The sequence below is a fragment of the Dolichospermum planctonicum genome, from assembly GCF_005402965.1.
GTDB lineage: Bacteria > Cyanobacteriota > Cyanobacteriia > Cyanobacteriales > Nostocaceae > Dolichospermum > Dolichospermum planctonicum.
Genome location: NZ_BJCF01000066.1, coordinates 1 through 17,613, shown reverse-complemented (window position 1 = coordinate 17,613; position 17,613 = coordinate 1). Strand labels below are relative to the sequence as shown.

Sequence of the window (17,613 nt, the reverse complement as noted above, 5' to 3'; positions counted from 1 at the left end):
ATAGAAATAGCCATTAAATCCCCCTGTACCATTGCTGCTAATTGCAGATTCAATCCCACTGGAATTACTGGAGTAATTGACAATCAACAGGTCTGTTCCTGTTCCCCCATTAACTGTGTCTTGTCCTCGTAAGGGACTAATAGTGTCATTCCCGGAAGTTCCCGTAATACTGTTATTCCCGTTAGTACCGGTAAAATTCTGCTGCTCTACTTGAATATTTTCTCCATTTACTGTAATCGTAGCGTGATCATCCTCTGCTTTTAAAGCCTGTAAAGTTGTAGTACCCAGAATGTTACCCTGTACTAATTCAGCAAAAATCGCTCCTTCATCTCCAGCACTATCACTCAGATTGACATGAGAATCAATAAAATGCCCAATTTCTTCTAACAAAACTACACTAATGGCTTTTGGTGTGGCTGTTTCCACAAAATTAGCTGACAGATAAATCTTATTTGTGCTACCAGCATAAGCACCATTAGCATTGCCAAGAATGGTGTTATCAAGAATTTCAATTTGCGGAAGTTGACTAAAATCACCAGATAGCCAATGTAAACGCAGAATTTCCGCACCGCTGCGGTTGTATTGTGTACCAAAAGCAATATCGAAAATCTGCCAGAAATTGCCTAAACCAGAAAAAGCACTCAGTTGATTGTATGTCAGCGTCAGAGCGGAGTTAAGTAAGAATTTCATAAATTAGGATAGGAATTGCTGTGAATGGTGGTGGTGATGTTGTTGTAAAATTTGGCTAATTTGCTCAATTCCGTCTTGATCTGGGGAAATAATAACTGATTTTACACCCTCGACAATTCCTGCTTGGAGGGTGTGATAGTCGGAAAGGGAGGCATCAATGAAAATAATAGTTGTCGCGGTTTGACGGAGTAAATAGTTGTTGAACATATTTTTCCTTTGCACCTTGCAAATGTGGTTTTTTATTTTAGTTTTTTATTATATTGGGTAAAGAATGAGCAACTTTACTTAAAAGCTGGGTCGGTAGTTATGAAATTAATTTTCTGCTTTCCATAATTATAAATTTGATTTAATCATAGGCACAACCGTATTTTAAAAAAACTTTATTGTGCTATTTATAACCTATATTATAGTCACACAAGTGACTTTAGTAACATTTATGCTTTTATATTGTCTGATAGCGAAGCGTGGCGTTAGCCATATCAGGATGTCCAGGATGAAAGTATGTACAGGATGAGGAGAAGGATTTTATGATTATGTAAATTATTTAAAATGGTGCGTTATGCTGTCGCTAACACACCCTACTATAAATAATTTAATATAGTTCTTCCTTATCAATATAAGGTTAACATATTTAAAATCCTTTGTCAACACCTAAAAAGCAAATTTTTATATTGTCTGATAGCGAAGCGTGGCGTTAGCCATATCAGGATGTTCAGGATAATGATTTAAAATGGTGCGTTACGCTATTATATGGCGATGGCTATGCTACACCCAAAGTCTTTACCAATGGTGCGTTACGCTGTCGCTAACACACCCTACTCAAAAAGCTGTTCCCTATCACCTGGCCCCGTGGCGTAGCACCTATCACCTGTCACCTATCACCTGTTCCCTAGTCCTATAAAATTTTAATTTGGATTTGGTGAAGACGTGGACCGATAATTGAGATGACGGTAAATTCCAGATTGTGATAATTAAAGATCTCGCCTTTATTGGGAATTTTTTGGCATTGATAAAGTAAAAATCCCCCCAAAGTTTGATACTCTCTAGTTAGGGGTAAATTGAGATGTAAGACTTGATTAACTTCTTCTAGATTAATTTGTGCTTGGACTAAAAATGTCCGTTGGTCTAGCATTTGAATGAGTAAATCATTGCTACTATTAGATTCACCTGCATGACCAATAATCTCAGCAATGATATCTTGAATGGTCGCTAGTCCCACAATGCCGCCAAATTCATTAACTACCATGACTATGGTTGCTTTCTCTTGCTGCATCATTGGCAAAAGTTCACTTAAGAGAGTTTGTTCTGGTACAAATCGAGGATGACGCATCCAAGGTCTGATTTGTGTGTCTGGTGTAATTTTTCCTAAGGCTAAGGGTTGTGCTAAATCTTGAAAGTAGACTATGCCACAAATGTCGTCTAAGGACTCGCCAATGATAGGATAGCGAGAGTGACCAGTAGATGTTATTTCTTCAAGTAATATGTGAAAGGTGGCGGTTATGGGTAAAGCAATAATGCTAGTCCGGGGAATCATGATATCTTCGGCGGTAATATCCCCAAATTCAAAAATATTATTTAACAGTTCTCGTTCTGCATTTTCTAAACCTGTAGATTCTCGTTCTGTAGCTATAATTAATTGTAATTCTTCTGGTGTAACTGGAGGTCGCCAACTTTGACCTATGTATTTAATTCCAAACAATTGTAATAGCCATTGGGTTGATTGATTAAGAACCCAAATAAAGGGACTAAAAAAGCGGACTATTGCTTTAACTGATGGACCTAAAAATTTAGCTAGATGTTCTGAATATAACATAGCCACTGATTTGGGACACAATTCGCCTAAAACGATTTGTAGGTAAGCAATGGCAAAAAAGGCAATGGGGACTGATAAAGAATGCGCTAGTAAGTTATTAATTCTCAAAGGTAAAGGCCAGGAGTCAAGCCATTTTTCTACTAATACAGCAATTGTACTTTCTCCAATCCAACCCAGTGCCAGACTAGAAAGGGTAATACCTAGTTGGGCTGTAGATAGTAGTCTATCAATACTACGTTGTAATGTTTCCACAGCGATCGCTCGGATGTCACCAGCTTGCACTAACTGTTGAATGCGTGTCCGTCGCACTGTCACCATTGAAAACTCTGCCGTTACAAAAAAGGCATTGATAGCAATCAGCACTAGTACGCTACAAAATCGTAGTCCCGTATCCGTCCAAGTTAAGGTAGAAAAAGCGCTCACTGTCTAAGATAGTATATAAATTGCCCACAGGGGAAAGAAATTTTTTGATTTTTGGTTTTTGAGGCTGAAGTATAAAAAATACAATCCCAAATCCCAAATCCCAAATTGAATGTTAATTACCTTTCTCTACAGGAATATCAGACAATTGTAACTTAAGTCTTTGGGCTGGATAATCAGTTAAAGACAGAGATATCTGCTTGACATCATCAAGTAAAGCTGTGGGAATGCTAATTGTACCTTTAAATTCTGCTCCTTTGGCGGGCAATTCTGCGGGTAAACCTTCTGTAATTGCACTCAAGGTTCTTCCTTTATCGTCAGTAATATCTAAAAAGCTATAGAGAAACCGTACAGAATCAGTGCCTTTATTTTGCATATTGACTCTTAGCAATAAATCACCTCCAGAATAGCGCACAGACTGTACAGACATAGTTACGCCTTCACTTTCAGCAGAAACAGGAAATCCTGGTTGTAGGGTTTCTGGTGCTGGTTGTTTGGGTTTTTCCTGTCTCTGGGGTTTGCTGGTTTTAATCTCTTCTTCTTCTGCTGACTTTTCTGGTTTGTTACCTTGTTTTTTACTGTTAATTCTTGACTTGACAGCTTTGAGAATATCTTCCTCTTTTAGGAAACTTTCAGTTCCCTGTTGGGGGTTATTACTCTTGCTGCTGTTAAATTTATTAACGGGACGACCATCTGGTGTAGTGACACCTTTGAGTGCGTCACTTCCCAATTTGAATCCTAAAAAACCACTTGCAGAACTTGCTCCCAACATCAGGGTTAACAAAATTAAGGTCAGGAGTACAGTAGTATTGATTTGCATTGCTAATAAATTATGACATAAAGGGAACGGGTAAGTCCTAGAATTTTCTCTTGGTGTAGTTATGGTATTACTCATGACTATCCTCAGTTTAAATAACTAGCAACTGGGGTAAATAGGATTGAATATTTGTTTAATCTATATGCTACTATATGCTATTAGGATTAGGAATTTTAAAGTTTGGGTTTGTCAATACTGAAAAAATTCACCCCATTACATAGTTGATCAGATGTTGAGCATTTAAACGTGATTAATAATTGTTCATGGGTTGCCAAATTATAGTCAGATAGTGTATTATGGTTAATGTAAGATCGAGAATCACTGGTTAAACCAAAAAGTGCGAGGTTGAAATCCATGTGAATAAGCGCTCTTGGCCGATTGGGGAGGCAACGAACTCATAATTCGTCTTCAGGCTGGTTCAATTCCAGCAGGGCGCATTTTAGGCGTTTATTTTACGCTTTTAAAGAAATTACAACTTAGGCAAGAACGGAGTCAGAATTATACAGCAAGTTGAGATTGAGTGAGGTAGACTTTATGCGGGCAAGATGCCTGCACCACAAGATTTTTATGATTAATGTCTGTACTTTATAAGATCGGAAAATGCTGTATTGAGTGAGGTAGACTTTATGCGGGCAAGATGCCCGCACCACAAGATTTTTATGATTAATGTCTGTACTTCATAAGATCGGAAAATGCTGTATTGAGTGAGGTAGACTTTATGCGGGCAAGATGCCCGCACCACAAGAGTTTTATGATTAATGTCTGTACTTTATAAGATCGGAAAATGCTGTATTGAGCGAGGTAGACTTTATGCGGGCAAGATGCCCGCACCACAAGATTTTTATGCTTAATGTCTGTACTTTATAAGATCGGAAAATGCTGTATTGAGTGAGGTAGAATTTATGCGGGCAAGATGCCCGCACCACAAGAGTTTTATGATTAATATCTGTACTTCATAATATCGGAAAATGCTGTATTATATTTACGATATATTTACGAGGTTTATGGTCAGGGCTTTAGCTCTGATGATGTTTCTGTAGCATCTGCAAAAATTGGCGCAGTTGTGTTGGTGTTAATTTGATTGAATGCCAGGAACGAGACTTGAACTCGTGACACGAGGATTTTCAGTCCTCTGCTCTACCAACTGAGCTATCCCGGCGTGGGCTTTATTACTGACCACGTTTACTAACTTTAGCATAGGGAAAAAGATTAGTCAAGGGGTTTTACAAAAAAATTTTTAACTGCTTTTGATTGTCAATTTAACCCAGGTAAACACAACCACAAATAAGAGAAACTGCACAAAGACAATACTCGGTCCAGAAGCCAGATTAAACAAGCCAGAAACCATCATTCCCGCGATACTACTGCTAGAGCCGACAACCACCGATAGAATCAGAAAACGGCTGAAATGGTGACTCATGAGTTTGGCTGTAGCCGCGGGAATCACTAAAAACGCATTCACGAGCAGAACACCAACAGCTTTAATCGCTACGGCTACGGCAAGGGAAAGTAAAATAACGAATCCATAACGATAAATTTGCACAGGTACTCCTTGTACTTGTGCAACATCGGGATTGAGAGTTAATAATATTTGTTGTTGTAGCGTTGATAATAGAAAAACACTACTAGAGACGAGTACCAGCAGCGTTAAAATTAAATCTGTGTGATCTATGGCTAAAATATCGCCAAATAAGACACCCATTAAGTTACCGCGATATCCTCTAATAAAACTGGTGAGGATGACACCGATCGCTAATGCTCCAGATAGGACTATACTGAGAACACTATCACTGGCTAAATCTGTTTTGTCAATCAAATAAAGAACAAAAACCCCGAAAATTAAAGTAAAGGGTAGTAACATCCAAGTAGGATTAGTATTGAGTAACACGCCTAATGCTACACCTACTAAGGCTGCATGACCAACAGCATGACTAAAAAAAGACAATTGACGTAAAGTCACAAAACTACCTAATAAACCGCCCAATATTCCCATTAATACAGCACCAATAATGGCACGCTGCATAAAAGGAAATTGCAATAAATTCACGAAATCATGATAATTACCCATTACCCATTACCCATTACCTATTACCTATTACCTATTACCTATTACCCATTACCCATTACCCATTACCTCACTTAATGATGATGTTCATAACGACTAAAACCTGGACCATAGGTAGCTAAGAGATTTTGCGGAGAAAGGGCTATTTCTGGTTTACCAGAACAAACAAGAGTTTGATTCAGACAGATGACGCGATCGCAATGACGGCTTACCATATCAATATCATGGGAAACTTGCAACACTGTCCAATTTTCTTCTCGTTTTAATTCATTTAATAACGCATAAAAATCTGTTGTCCCTTGAACATCTACCCCTGCAAAAGCTTCATCTAATACTAACAGTTTGCGCGGACTTACTAAACAATAGGCCAATAATACTCGTTTAAGTTGACCACCGCTAAGTGTTCCAATAGCTTGATTGCGTAAGCGATAGGCATCAGTACGATGTAAAGCTGCTGTAACTGCTGCTAATGTTTCTCGCTTTGTTTGCCAAAATGAGAAAGATGAAAAAAATGAGTTTTTTCTGTCACCTATTCCCAAAGCTACTAATTCACTAACGGAAATGGGAAAACTGCGATCAAAAATAAAGTTTTGTGGCATATAACCCAAAAAATTACGCAAATTTCCTAATCTAGAAATTGGCCGACCGAAAACTTCAATTGTCCCTGCACTTCTGGGAATTAAATCTAAAATAGCTTTGATTAAAGTGCTTTTTCCTGCACCATTTGGACCAACTATAGCTGTATCTGTTCCTGGTAATAATTCAAAAGAAACATCTCGCACAGCTAGATATTTACCTTGGTAGACTGTTAAACCGGAAACTTTTAATATTGGTAATGTAATTTCTGTTTGTTTGTTGATCATGTCAGTTAGGATTTGATTTATTCATGGGTTTAGCATTACTAAAACCCTCAGAGGATGTTTGAGAAGTATTTTCTAAAACCCCAAAAGCCTTAATACTTAACCCCCTAAGAGGAGAGGGTTTTATTTATAAATTTTATGGCTTTTCCAACAACCTCTAATGATTAGATAATCATTACTTGCACCCAGAAGCTAAACTTTGCAAATTAGTTTTCATAGCTTTAAAATAATAATCTGGATTGGTATCACCAGTTTCTAAAGAATCTAATGTCCTCACAGTTAACTGCAAATCTTGGGAAATACTTGTCAGTAATTTGTTATCTAAACCGGGTTCACTAAATAAGGCTTTAGTTTTGTATTTTTTAACTGTATTCACTACTTTTTGGACATCTGTGGGTGAAAGTTGCTTTTCGGGAATTTCTACTACTGCTACTTGTTTCAGGTTATAGCGTTTCGCAAGGTAGGGAAAAGCATCATGAAAAGTTATAAAAGTGCAGTTTGGTGTTTTTTTCAGAGTCTGTTGAAATTCATTATTTAAATTATCTAGTTTCTGGATATATGACGCTGCATTAGTTTGGTAATTGGCTTTATTCCCTGGATCTGCGATAATTAAACCATCTCGAATATTGATGATTTGCTGTTTTGCTAAAACTGGATCTAACCAAATATGGGGATTTCCAAATCTGTGTTCATGATCATGATCATCTTCTCCTCCCACTGTCTTATCTATCGGGGAAATTTTATTAATAGGTTCAATACCTTTACTCACATCAATTTCTACTAATTGGGAATTTCCGGCATTTTTAATTGTATCAGACAGAAATTCTTCCAACCCTAAACCATTTTTTATCACTACATTGGCTGTAGCGATCGCTTTTACATTTCCTGGTGTTCCTTGATATTCGTGTATCTCCGTACCAGGTTGGACTAGAATATCTACTTCTGCTACATCTCCAGTTACCGCTTTAGTAAATAAATAAACAGGTAAGAATGTTGTAACTACTTTAGTCTTTGGTAGTTTTTGTGCTGGTGTTGCTTCTTCATTAACAATTTTACTACTATTAGTAGTATTGCATCCATAAATTGCTGATAATATTACCAACGCAATTATGGGTAAGAAATTTCTTTTTCTGATATTTGCTGCGACTTGTCTATGACTCTTCATAGTTTATGGTTGATCATAAAACTTCATTGGCATTGTATCTTATAATGAGATTCATTCTCACAAAATTGATAAGTAACTAGTAAAAAACATGATTATCGTATCAAGAATTACAAACTTTTTTGGCATTTGAGGTAATACTGCTGTGTAGTAGGATTTTAATTTTCCCATTTCATAAAGATTTCTTAACTTTCCTGGGTTAGAAAATCTACATGGAACTGTTAAATGTTAGTATATTGACAAGAATTATTGATAGCTATGCTACTTTTAGATCAGGTATAGCATCATCTACTGCAAAAACGGGTGTGAAGAAAAATGCAAAAGTTCTCAACATATTTACTAGCTAGTTCCGCTGTCATCAGTGCTATACTATGCTTAAGTTCTGGGGCTTGGGCTGAGGAAATACCAGCAAATAATCAACTCCAGGCTGATAGTAATTCCCAACAATTGAATAAAAACAATCAACAAGAGGTGATGTCACAAGTTACCTCCGTATCTCAATTATCCGATGTGCAACCTAATGATTGGGCGTTTCAAGCGTTACAATCATTAGTAGAACGCTACGGATGTGCCGCAGGTTATCCTAATAATACCTACCGTGGTAATAGAGCGTTATCACGATATGAGTTTGCAGCAGGTTTAAATGCTTGTTTAGATCGGGTAAATGAACTAATTGCCACTGCTACCAGTGATTTAGTATCAAAGCAAGATTTAGCAACAATCCAAAAATTACAAAAGGACTTTTCCTCAGAACTAGCCACTTTAAAAGGGCGTGTAGACACTGTAGAAGCGAAAACCACTGAATTAGAAGCTAATCAATTTTCAACTACCACCAAGCTACAAGGACAGGTTGTGGCGGTTGTTAGTGATGTTGTCTCCGGTAAAAAAGTCGGTAATAATAACATTACTGATAAAAATACCACTTTAGGGGCAAGAACCAGACTAGAGCTTGTCAGTAGCTTTACAGGACGAGATACACTGCTGACCAGGCTAGAAAGCAATAATATCAAGAGTCCCGATCTTCAGACTTCAGAAGGTAAATTGTCTTTTGCTAGTGGTGCGCCTAGTAACAATGTTTCCATAGGTGTGCTTTCTTATGGATTCCCCCTCACTAAAAATACTTATGCTAATATTGTAGCGAATGATGGTATAGTTCTCGATCTTGACACCACAGTGAATCTATTTGATGGAAATGGTGGTTCTGGTGCTTTGTCTACATTTGCCACAAGAAACCCAATATACTCTCAACTGGGTGGAGCCGGTTTGGGTGTAAACCAAAAATTCGGGAAAAATTTAACTCTCAGTTTAGGGTACTTAGCTAATAAACATAATACCCCTACCCCTGGAAATGGTTTGTTTAATGGTCCTTATGGTGCTTTAGCCCAGTTAACTGTAAAGCCCAGTAGTCGTACTGCTCTTGGTTTGACTTACATCAATTCCTATAACCAACCACTTGGTACAGGTAGTAATAACGCGACATTTACCAACCTTACCTCTGGTACAAACTTTTCCAGTAATTCCTACGGTGTGGAAGCGTCCTTAGGTCTTAGCAAGAGACTTGTTTTAGGTGGTTGGGCTGGATATACCAATAGTCAAATCTTGACTGGTACTAAGGGAGAAGTGGAAACTTGGAACTATGCTGTTACTCTAGGCTTACCAGACTTAGGTAAAAAAGGTAACTTGGCTGGTGTCCTAGTTGGTATGGAACCAAAGGTGACAAATTCTACTGCTACTGCTGCTGGAGTCACAAAAGACCCAAATACCTCTTATCATATTGAAGGATTTTATCAATATAAAGTTAGTGACAATATCACCATTACTCCTGGTGTAATTTGGTTAACAGCCCCAAATCACGACAAAAACAATGATAGTGTCGTCATTGGTGCTTTAAGAACTACTTTCAGTTTCTAAGTTTCAAACTCAAGCTATTAAGAATTATTCTTAATAGCTCTAATTGCTCATAAAAAACTGGTTTTGGTGTTAAAAATGCAAAAGTTCTCAACATATTTACTAGCTAGTTCCGCTGTCATCAGTGCTATACTATGCACAAGTTATGGGGCGTGGGCTGAGGAAATACCAGCAAACAATCAACCAGAGGTGATGTCACAAGTTACCTCCGTATCTCAATTATCCGATGTGCAACCTAATGATTGGGCGTTTCAAGCGTTACAATCATTAGTAGAACGCTACGGATGTGCCGCAGGTTATCCTAATAATACCTACCGTGGTAATAGAGCGTTATCACGATATGAGTTTGCAGCAGGTTTAAATGCTTGTTTAGATCGGGTAAATGAACTAATTGCCACTGCTACCAGTGATTTAGTATCAAAGCAAGATTTAGCAACAATCCAAAAATTACAAAAGGACTTTTCCTCAGAACTAGCCACTTTAAAAGGGCGTGTAGACACTGTAGAAGCGAAAACCACTGAATTAGAAGCTAATCAATTTTCAACTACCACCAAGCTACAAGGACAGGTTGTAGCAGTTGTTAGTGATGTTGTCTCCGGTAAAAAAGTTAATGGTGCGGATATTCCTGATAAAAATACCACTTTAGGGGCAAGAACCAGACTGGATTTTGTCAGCAGCTTTACAGGACAAGATACACTGCTGACGAGGTTGGAAAGCAATAATATCAAGAGTCCCGATATTCAGACTCCAGAAGGAAACTTGTTTTTTGCTAGTGGTAGTCCCAGTAATAATTTTGGACTAGCAACTTTATCCTATACCTTTCCTCTTGGCAAAAATACACAAGCAAAACTCATTGCTACTGGAGGGGCAGCAGATGATCTTACCAATACAGTTAACCTTTTTGATGGTGATGCTGCCTTTGGGGCTTTGTCAACTTTTGGCACAAGAAACGCAATTTATGGTCAACTAAGTGGTGCGGGACTAGGAATTAATCATCAGTTTGGTAAGAAATTAGCCCTCAGTTTAGGCTATTTGACTCCTAATGCTAATCAACCCACCCCTGAAAATGGTTTGTTTAATGGTCCCTACGGTGCTTTAGCCCAGTTAACTGTAAAGCCCAGTAGTCGTACTGCTCTTGGTTTGACTTATATCAATTCCTATAACCAACCACTCGTTACAGGTAGTAATAACGCGACCTCTGACTTTGGTGGCGAAAAATTTTCCAGTAATTCCTATGGTGTACAAACATCTTTAGGTATTGGCAATAAACTTGTTGTCGGTGGTTGGGCTGGATATACCAATAGTCAAGTCTTGACAGGTACTAAGGGAAAGGCGGAAATTTGGAACTATGCTGTTACTTTAGGCTTACCAGATTTGGGTAAAAAAGGTAACTTGGCTGGTGTTATAGTTGGTATGGAACCAAAGGTGACAAATTCTACTGCTACTGCTGCTGGAGTAACAAAAGACCCAAATACCTCTTATCATATTGAAGGATTTTATCAATATAAAGTTAGCGACAATATCACCATTACTCCTGCTGTAATTTGGTTAACAGCCCCAGATCACAATAAGGATAAGGATAATGATAGTGTGGTCATTGGTGCTTTAAGAACTACTTTCAGTTTCTAAGCTTCCACGTCAACAAAAAGACCAGCCCTCCCACAGGCTGGTCTGCAAAAAAAACGTTGTTCGTGTTGTCTTCTTAGTAGAGTCAAAACCAAATTGCGCGTTCCTAAAATTCAACGGGCAACTTTTCTTAACAAGATTGTAACAGCCAGTACAAATTTTTGATGAAAATATCTGAAAAAATATCTGTCTGTGGGTGAATAGACTTTCTATTTGCGGAAAGAAGAGGAGGTTAATAACCTGCTAATAACTAACCACTGACTAATACTTGCGGTTTTCCCCAAATAATTGTTTCGTGTTTATAAACTACCAGTCCTGGTTTAGTTCCTTTGGGTTTGTAGACGTGCTTGGGTTGGGTGTACACTACTGGTACTTGGTCACTTTGACGGGCTCGGCTGAAGTAAGCGGCTAAATTGGCGGTAAATTGTAAATCAGCTTCTTCGGCAATTGTACCCGGTTCTAGACGCAAAAGCACATGACTACCCGGAATTTCTTGGGCGTGAAACCATAAATCATAGTCTCCAGCGACACGGAATGTCAATTGGTCATTTTGAACGTTATTCCGACCAATGAGGATTTCAAAGCCACTGGGACTGCGGTAACGATGAAAATTAGTACCGGGGGTGTCGTTGCTGTTACGGCTGCGGTATTCTAGGTCTTCTAAGTATTTTTGTTCAATTAGTTCGTCGCGGATTTCTTCTAACGCCTGTAAATCTTCTGGGTTTTGGTAGTTATCTATCTGAGAAATTGCGGCTTCTACTTGTTCTAAATAATCAATTTCTGTCTGCACTGCAAATAACAGCGGTTCGACAGCCCCACGGGCGCGTTTTAACTTTTGATGCTGTTTGTAAAGTTTTTGGGCATTTTGAACAGCGTTCTTATCCGGTAAAAGAGCAATTAATATAGGTTTTTCTGTTTCAAAGTCTGGTAAGATTATATTCTGCATTCCTGGTTGCCATTGATGCAGGTTTGCCATTAATAAATCGGCTTTTTGCCGATATTCCTCCGCTTGGTCTGATTGTTGCAAGCGATCGCTAAAAGTTCGTGCTTTAATACGTAATTTAGCCAAAATATTCGCTAATTTCTGAATTAACTGATGTCGCAGTTGCACAAATAACTGTTGATTCAGATGATCAGAATAATAACGGTAAAGTAACTCTTGAATACTCTTTGTGGGTGTGACTGCACCCCAACCCATAACTGTATACCCGGTTTTTGTCCAAGCAGGTTTAAATTGCCCTGATTCTAAAGCTTGTAACCATTCTTGCCAACATTCAAATAAATTTTGCCAATCTTTAGGGGTTAATACGTCCGTATTGGTATCAGGTACAATCTGAGCATTTAGTAACATTGTCTCTAATAAAGCCGAACTTAAACCACTGTAACTTTTAAGTAATTGGCGCTTAATTTCCCCTGGTACTAAACTTACCCGTTCTTGCCAGCGTTCTAGAGATTCGGTTAAATTGGGGGTTTTTCCCGTTAATTTTGGCGGTTTTTCGTAATTTTGTCCCGTTTGAATGGGACGCACACTAGATTGTTGTTGACTAACTTGATGGGCAGCAGTGATAATTTCGTTACTAGCATCAGTTAAAATTACATTGCTATACTTACCCATAATTTCAGCATAGAGGTGATAAAGCGCACTTTCTCCTGGACGAGGGGCAAATTGTAAATCAATTACCCTCTCCCACGGAGAAATAGCCTCAATTGCCACTAAGGCCAACCCACCTAATTGATGTCTTAGCTGCTGACTAAATGTAAAAGTATCTGGGTGTCGTGGCGGTGGTTCGCTGATACAAATATGAGCGGCTTGGGGATGCCAAGAAATATCTAACCAACCCCGATGTTTTAAGGTTCGTAAAGCGATCGCAATGGTAAAGCGATCGCGCTGATATACTTGTTCTGTGCGTGCAGGTAGCCAGTTAGTGCGAATTTCGCTACAAGCAGCGGTTAAAGCTGTAAAATCAAGGGGTTGCAAAACAATTAATCTCTTTTATAATTTAGGTTGGTTAGGTTGGTTAATTTTAAGAGCTAATTATACTAATTATATAGATCATTCACCATTTTATCTAATTTTCTATAAATTGAACTAATATTTGTGATTGTATCACATATTTCCGTTTTTAACCGAGTGCATTCAGCAAATATTTTCTGAATATCTACATCTGTTTTAGGTATTTTACCTTCTTGGATTAAATTAGTCCAAGTTAAACCCCGTTTTTCATACTGTTGTAGATAAATTTGCAGGAATTGTAAAACAATTGTACTTTCCGAAAAGATTAACTCTTGACGACCATTAAAAATTTTATCATCTTTGATTTTAATTTTAGTGATTGGTTGATCACGTGATCCAATAATTTCAAATCTGTGTGGTTCAGCGTTTAAAAAATTCCAACAAGGTAAATTGAGATTTTCAAAAACTTGTAAAAAATTCACTTCAACTATGGGTTTATTATCACTATAATCAAACTTAATTTTATGTCCTAATTGTGTTAATTCATATAACTGCCAATTCCATGTTATTAAATTATTGACACCATTAATAAATGGTTGTTGTGCTGCTAAAGAAATATTTTTAATAGGAAATTCCTTTAAATCATCAGGATATATTCTACTCTTAGCTATTTGAGTTTCACTATTAACAGTCATAATATTTTCATCACGGTTATTCAATAGTAAAAAGCGTTTCCCAAAACTAGAAGCAAGAATAGCAGCAATATATCTTAAATCAAATTTTTTGGCTATTTCTAGTTTTTCTTCTGCATATTGATAAATTTGTAATTTCTTACCTTTTCCATCTCCCAGAAGTTTTTGACGTTTTTTAGAAAGTTCATACATTTGTCTTTTTTCTTTCTCTAAACGTTTAACTTTATAAACATCATCCCATCTGACACAAATTCTCACACTATCAGGAACATAAAACCCATCTCCTGCTATTATTCCTCGATCATAGGTAGGAAATGAAGTCATCCCAAACAGGATTTTAGGATAATTATATAATTCAGGAATTGTTGCTCTACGAATTTGTCCAGGAACTCTTTCCGTATCCCATTCCAAATAACGAATATTATCAATTGCTAGTTCTCTAATAATATTTTCTCCATCAATATATTTTTTAGAATGAATCTTATCTAGTTGTGAACTTAAAAGAACATCTTTTTTAAATGCTCCTTTAACTTTTGTTTCATCAGCATTTAAAACCATTCCTACAGTGCAATAACAAATATCTTCTAAATAAGTAACGTCTGCAAAATTATCATTAACTACAAACTGTCTAAAAACCTTACCTTTATATTCATATTGATTCAAAGGATCAATTTCTTGAATTTCTGTAAATAACCCATTGTGGAGAAATCTTTTTACTTGATAATTATTTTCTGGAACAATATTTTCTAAAATAAAAATAGTATTGTTAACAACAGCATCAGAGAAAATTTTCACATTATTAAAAAAATCTACTTGTTTAATAGTCAGATTTTCAGCAATATATTCTCGGAGTAATTCCGCATAATTATTAGTTTGAATACCCCTAGAAACAATTAAGCCAATTTTACCTAAATCCTTAGTAGCTTGACAAGCAAGTTCCACAAATGGCACAAACAGATCCCATTTTTCATGAAGTGTGGTAAATCTTCCAGAATTTTCAATTTCTCGACGATAAATATCTGCTCCAGGTTCATCAGCTTTTACATAAGGAGGGTTGCCCACGACAAAATCGAAACCATCAATAAATTTACCCGTTTTAGTTTTAATTTGGGCAACAGTAGAAAGTTCTAAATCTAAAATAGGATTAAGTAAAGGAGTTCTAATTTCTTGTGATTTTGGTAATAACAAAGAATCCGTATTATATACATTAAATCTATCTATGGTACATTCTTGTAACTTACCTGCTTCCTTCGCTTGTTGGAGTAAATCAACCACTTGAATTAATAAATTAGTTTCAGCTAAATAACAAGCAAAAGGATTAATATCTAAACAAAATAAACAATCTTTCACTTGTTGAATAATCGCAGGAACATATTCCACAGGAATAGTATTAGTTTTCCGAGAACGATAGGAATTAATTAAACGACGTGCAGCATGAACTAAAAAACTACCAGAACCTCCTGCGGGGTCTAATAATTTTTGATCACGAATATCAGGATTATCGGATTTATACCCAATAGCATCTAAAATATATTCTACAACTTCTTTAGGTGTAAAATATCTACCTTGTTCATGTTTTCCTTCTTCTACATATCTACCATAAACCATCCCAATAATATCGCTATCAATTTCTTGTAAATTAAAGCGATTAAGAATATGTAAAACCTTAATTAAAGTATTAGAATTAATGCGATACCAATTAAATAAATCCGCACTATTGAAGAAATGAGCATAGATATTTTGAGCAGAACGATAGGACATTTCTAAAAGATAATCCATAGACATTCCTTGCGCTAGATCTAAATATCTTGGTTCGACTTCTTCCTTCCAATATTTAAACCCTCCATTGGAAAATTTACGATTAATTAATTTTTTATCTTCACAAATTCTTACCATTAAAAGACGAATGACATAAACATAAGCAGTTTGTCTAGCAAATTCAGTTTTTAATTTATCTTCATTTGCACCTTGTAAAATGGTTTTACTAACTAAATTACGCCAAGATATAAAATATTGATGGGTTTTAATTGCCGTATCATAAGTTAAATTTTGCTTTGCTTGCCAGTCTTTCCAATCAAATACAATTCTTTCATATTCTCGTAATAATTCAATTAATTTTGGATCAAGTTTAGTAATTTTCTTTTCTTCTGTGACTTTAATTCCTAGTTCTTGTTTTTTGGTTTCTGAAATCGTAGGAATTAAATCTAATTGTACTCCTTTTATACCTTCTATATTTTTAGGAGAATTTTGATTTTTCTGTGCTATTTTTTTAGCTTGAGCATTGATTAATTTATTTAAAAATATTTGTTCTAATTCTTGAATTGAACCTTGAGATTTATCGGCAAATTCAAGCAATTTTTCTACAATTTCGGAAAATTCCTCAACTTCTAATACTCCATAAGCACGTAAATAATTTAAAATCTGATTTCTCAGACGATCTAAAATTTTAGTTGCTGTCTCTTGATAATTGTGTTCAGTTGCATGAATATTAGGCAAATATTTATTTTGACAATATTGATCATATTCTTCTAGTAATAATTGTAATTGATATAAAACATCTTCTTCTAACAGGAGAATTGCGGCTTTAATATCTAAAATTAGTAATTCATCAAAATTAGGAGTATTAACCTGAGATTTGGCATTATTTAACCATTCATTCTCTGGTTTACCAATATCTTGAATTAAACTTTCAATATTTTCAAAATTGAGTTTATTAAATCGTCTATATAAAGTTTTTAAATCTTGAATTTGGGCATTATTTAAGCCAGAAATACCACCATGATCATGATAAGTTTGGACAATTTGCTCAAGATCCAAATGTAAAACCGGACTGGGAGAATTAGGCTCAGAAATATCCCAACCTAATAATAATTTACCATTACAAAGTAATCCTAAATCATAACCGCGACTGGGTGCATAACTTATTAGTTGTTGTAAAGGTTCAGATTTTTGAATATTATAGGCAGTATGTTTATCTTCTACTAAAAAACAGCGAATATTACCACTTGCTAATTTAATTTGAAAATCTGGACGACTGCTATCTTTGCCATTGGTTGTGGTATTTTTAGCGATATCTCCTGAATCAAAACCTAAAGCAAGCAGCAATGGTAAAACTATTTTAGTATCAACAATATTATCTTCATCATTAGTTTGGGGTTCGGCAATATATTCTAAATAAGTTTTGCCTTCATAAAAGTTCTGATTATTGAAAATATTGAAAAATTCACTTTGAAATTGATCTAATGTAGACACATCTAATTTCCCTTTTGATTTATTTTTGGCTAAAATAACTGATTACATAGCAATCCTATATAATAAATATATATATTACACTATATATTACACCTTGTGCGGGCAAGATGCCTGCACCACAAGAGTTTTATCATTAATATCTGTACTTTGTGAATATCGGGAACTGCGCAATCCTATATAATATATATATTACACTATATATTACACCTTGTGCGGGCAAGATGCCCGCACCACAAGAGTTTTATCATTAATATCTGTACTTTGTGAATATCGGGAACTGCGCAATTCTATATAATATATATATTACACTATATATTACACCTTGTGCGGGCAAGATGCCCGCACCACAAGAGT

At 36.2% G+C, this 17,613-nt stretch carries 10 protein-coding genes, 2 tRNA genes and 1 pseudogene; 3 read left to right on the top strand and 10 right to left on the bottom strand.

From position 1 onward, the window contains the following. The 4 genes and pseudogenes from FFO06_RS19235 to FFO06_RS19220 form a co-directional block, all read right to left on the bottom strand. Positions 1-690 (bottom strand): annotated as a pseudogene (locus tag FFO06_RS19235) (sodium:calcium exchanger); the annotation flags it as partial. A gap of 3 nt (positions 691-693) precedes the next feature. Next, entirely contained in the window at positions 694-897 is a 204-nt protein-coding gene (locus FFO06_RS19230) for a DUF4347 domain-containing protein (protein ID WP_137909468.1), read from the bottom strand. Between the two features lie 688 nt (positions 898-1,585). Then, on the bottom strand, positions 1,586-2,926 hold the full coding sequence (locus FFO06_RS19225; RefSeq protein WP_137909467.1) for a hemolysin family protein: 1,341 nt from the start codon (positions 2,924-2,926) through the stop codon (positions 1,586-1,588). Positions 2,927-3,038: 112 nt separating this feature from the next. Next, positions 3,039-3,743, bottom strand: coding sequence for a hypothetical protein (locus FFO06_RS19220; protein ID WP_137909470.1), 705 nt, complete (start codon positions 3,741-3,743; stop codon positions 3,039-3,041). A 361-nt stretch (positions 3,744-4,104) separates the two neighbouring features. Between FFO06_RS19220 and FFO06_RS19215 the strand changes: the two genes are divergently transcribed. Further along, a tRNA-Met gene (locus FFO06_RS19215) sits at positions 4,105-4,177 on the top strand. Between the two features lie 649 nt (positions 4,178-4,826). Here the strand turns inward: FFO06_RS19215 and FFO06_RS19210 are convergent. The 4 genes from FFO06_RS19210 to FFO06_RS19195 form a co-directional block, all read right to left on the bottom strand. Beyond that, positions 4,827-4,899 (bottom strand) — tRNA-Phe (locus tag FFO06_RS19210). Between the two features lie 78 nt (positions 4,900-4,977). Continuing rightward, entirely contained in the window at positions 4,978-5,808 is an 831-nt protein-coding gene (locus FFO06_RS19205; RefSeq protein WP_137909466.1) for a metal ABC transporter permease, read from the bottom strand. 71 nt (positions 5,809-5,879) lie between these two features. Next, complete coding sequence (locus tag FFO06_RS19200; RefSeq protein ID WP_199290997.1) at positions 5,880-6,668, bottom strand: metal ABC transporter ATP-binding protein; 789 nt, start codon at positions 6,666-6,668, stop codon at positions 5,880-5,882. A gap of 172 nt (positions 6,669-6,840) precedes the next feature. Continuing rightward, positions 6,841-7,830 (bottom strand): metal ABC transporter solute-binding protein, Zn/Mn family, encoded by a 990-nt coding sequence (locus tag FFO06_RS19195; protein ID WP_137909465.1) that lies wholly within the window; start codon positions 7,828-7,830, stop codon positions 6,841-6,843. 312 nt (positions 7,831-8,142) lie between these two features. Here FFO06_RS19195 and FFO06_RS19190 point away from each other — a divergent pair, with 312 nt between their 5' ends. Further along, positions 8,143-9,738 (top strand): iron uptake porin, encoded by a 1,596-nt coding sequence (locus FFO06_RS19190; RefSeq protein ID WP_137909464.1) that lies wholly within the window; start codon positions 8,143-8,145, stop codon positions 9,736-9,738. A 75-nt stretch (positions 9,739-9,813) separates the two neighbouring features. After that, positions 9,814-11,364: an iron uptake porin gene (locus FFO06_RS19185; protein ID WP_137909463.1), complete on the top strand. Its 1,551-nt coding sequence runs from the start codon at positions 9,814-9,816 to the stop codon at positions 11,362-11,364. Between the two features lie 247 nt (positions 11,365-11,611). Here the strand turns inward: FFO06_RS19185 and FFO06_RS19180 are convergent, their stop codons facing one another. Together FFO06_RS19180 and FFO06_RS19175 are read right to left on the bottom strand one after the other, a co-directional pair. After that, positions 11,612-13,339 carry an Rqc2 family fibronectin-binding protein gene (locus FFO06_RS19180; protein WP_137909462.1) on the bottom strand — a complete coding sequence of 576 codons (1,728 nt, stop codon included), beginning with the start codon at positions 13,337-13,339 and terminating at the stop codon, positions 11,612-11,614. 62 nt (positions 13,340-13,401) lie between these two features. Continuing rightward, positions 13,402-17,259 carry an Eco57I restriction-modification methylase domain-containing protein gene (locus FFO06_RS19175; RefSeq protein ID WP_137909461.1) on the bottom strand — a complete coding sequence of 1,286 codons (3,858 nt, stop codon included), beginning with the start codon at positions 17,257-17,259 and terminating at the stop codon, positions 13,402-13,404. Between the last annotated feature and the right edge of the window lie 354 nt (positions 17,260-17,613).

Bases quoted from the DNA above. Each gene is read 5' to 3' on its own strand.
- FFO06_RS19230 (WP_137909468.1), bottom strand. From the start codon at position 897: ATGTTCAACAACTATTTACTCCGTCAAACCGCGACAACTATTATTTTC.
- FFO06_RS19220 (WP_137909470.1), bottom strand. From the start codon at position 3,743: ATGCAAATCAATACTACTGTACTCCTGACCTTAATTTTGTTAACCCTG.
- FFO06_RS19205 (WP_137909466.1), bottom strand. From the start codon at position 5,808: ATGGGTAATTATCATGATTTCGTGAATTTATTGCAATTTCCTTTTATG.
- FFO06_RS19200 (WP_199290997.1), bottom strand. From the start codon at position 6,668: ATGATCAACAAACAAACAGAAATTACATTACCAATATTAAAAGTTTCC.
- FFO06_RS19195 (WP_137909465.1), bottom strand. From the start codon at position 7,830: ATGAAGAGTCATAGACAAGTCGCAGCAAATATCAGAAAAAGAAATTTC.
- FFO06_RS19190 (WP_137909464.1), top strand. From the start codon at position 8,143: ATGCAAAAGTTCTCAACATATTTACTAGCTAGTTCCGCTGTCATCAGT.
- FFO06_RS19185 (WP_137909463.1), top strand. From the start codon at position 9,814: ATGCAAAAGTTCTCAACATATTTACTAGCTAGTTCCGCTGTCATCAGT.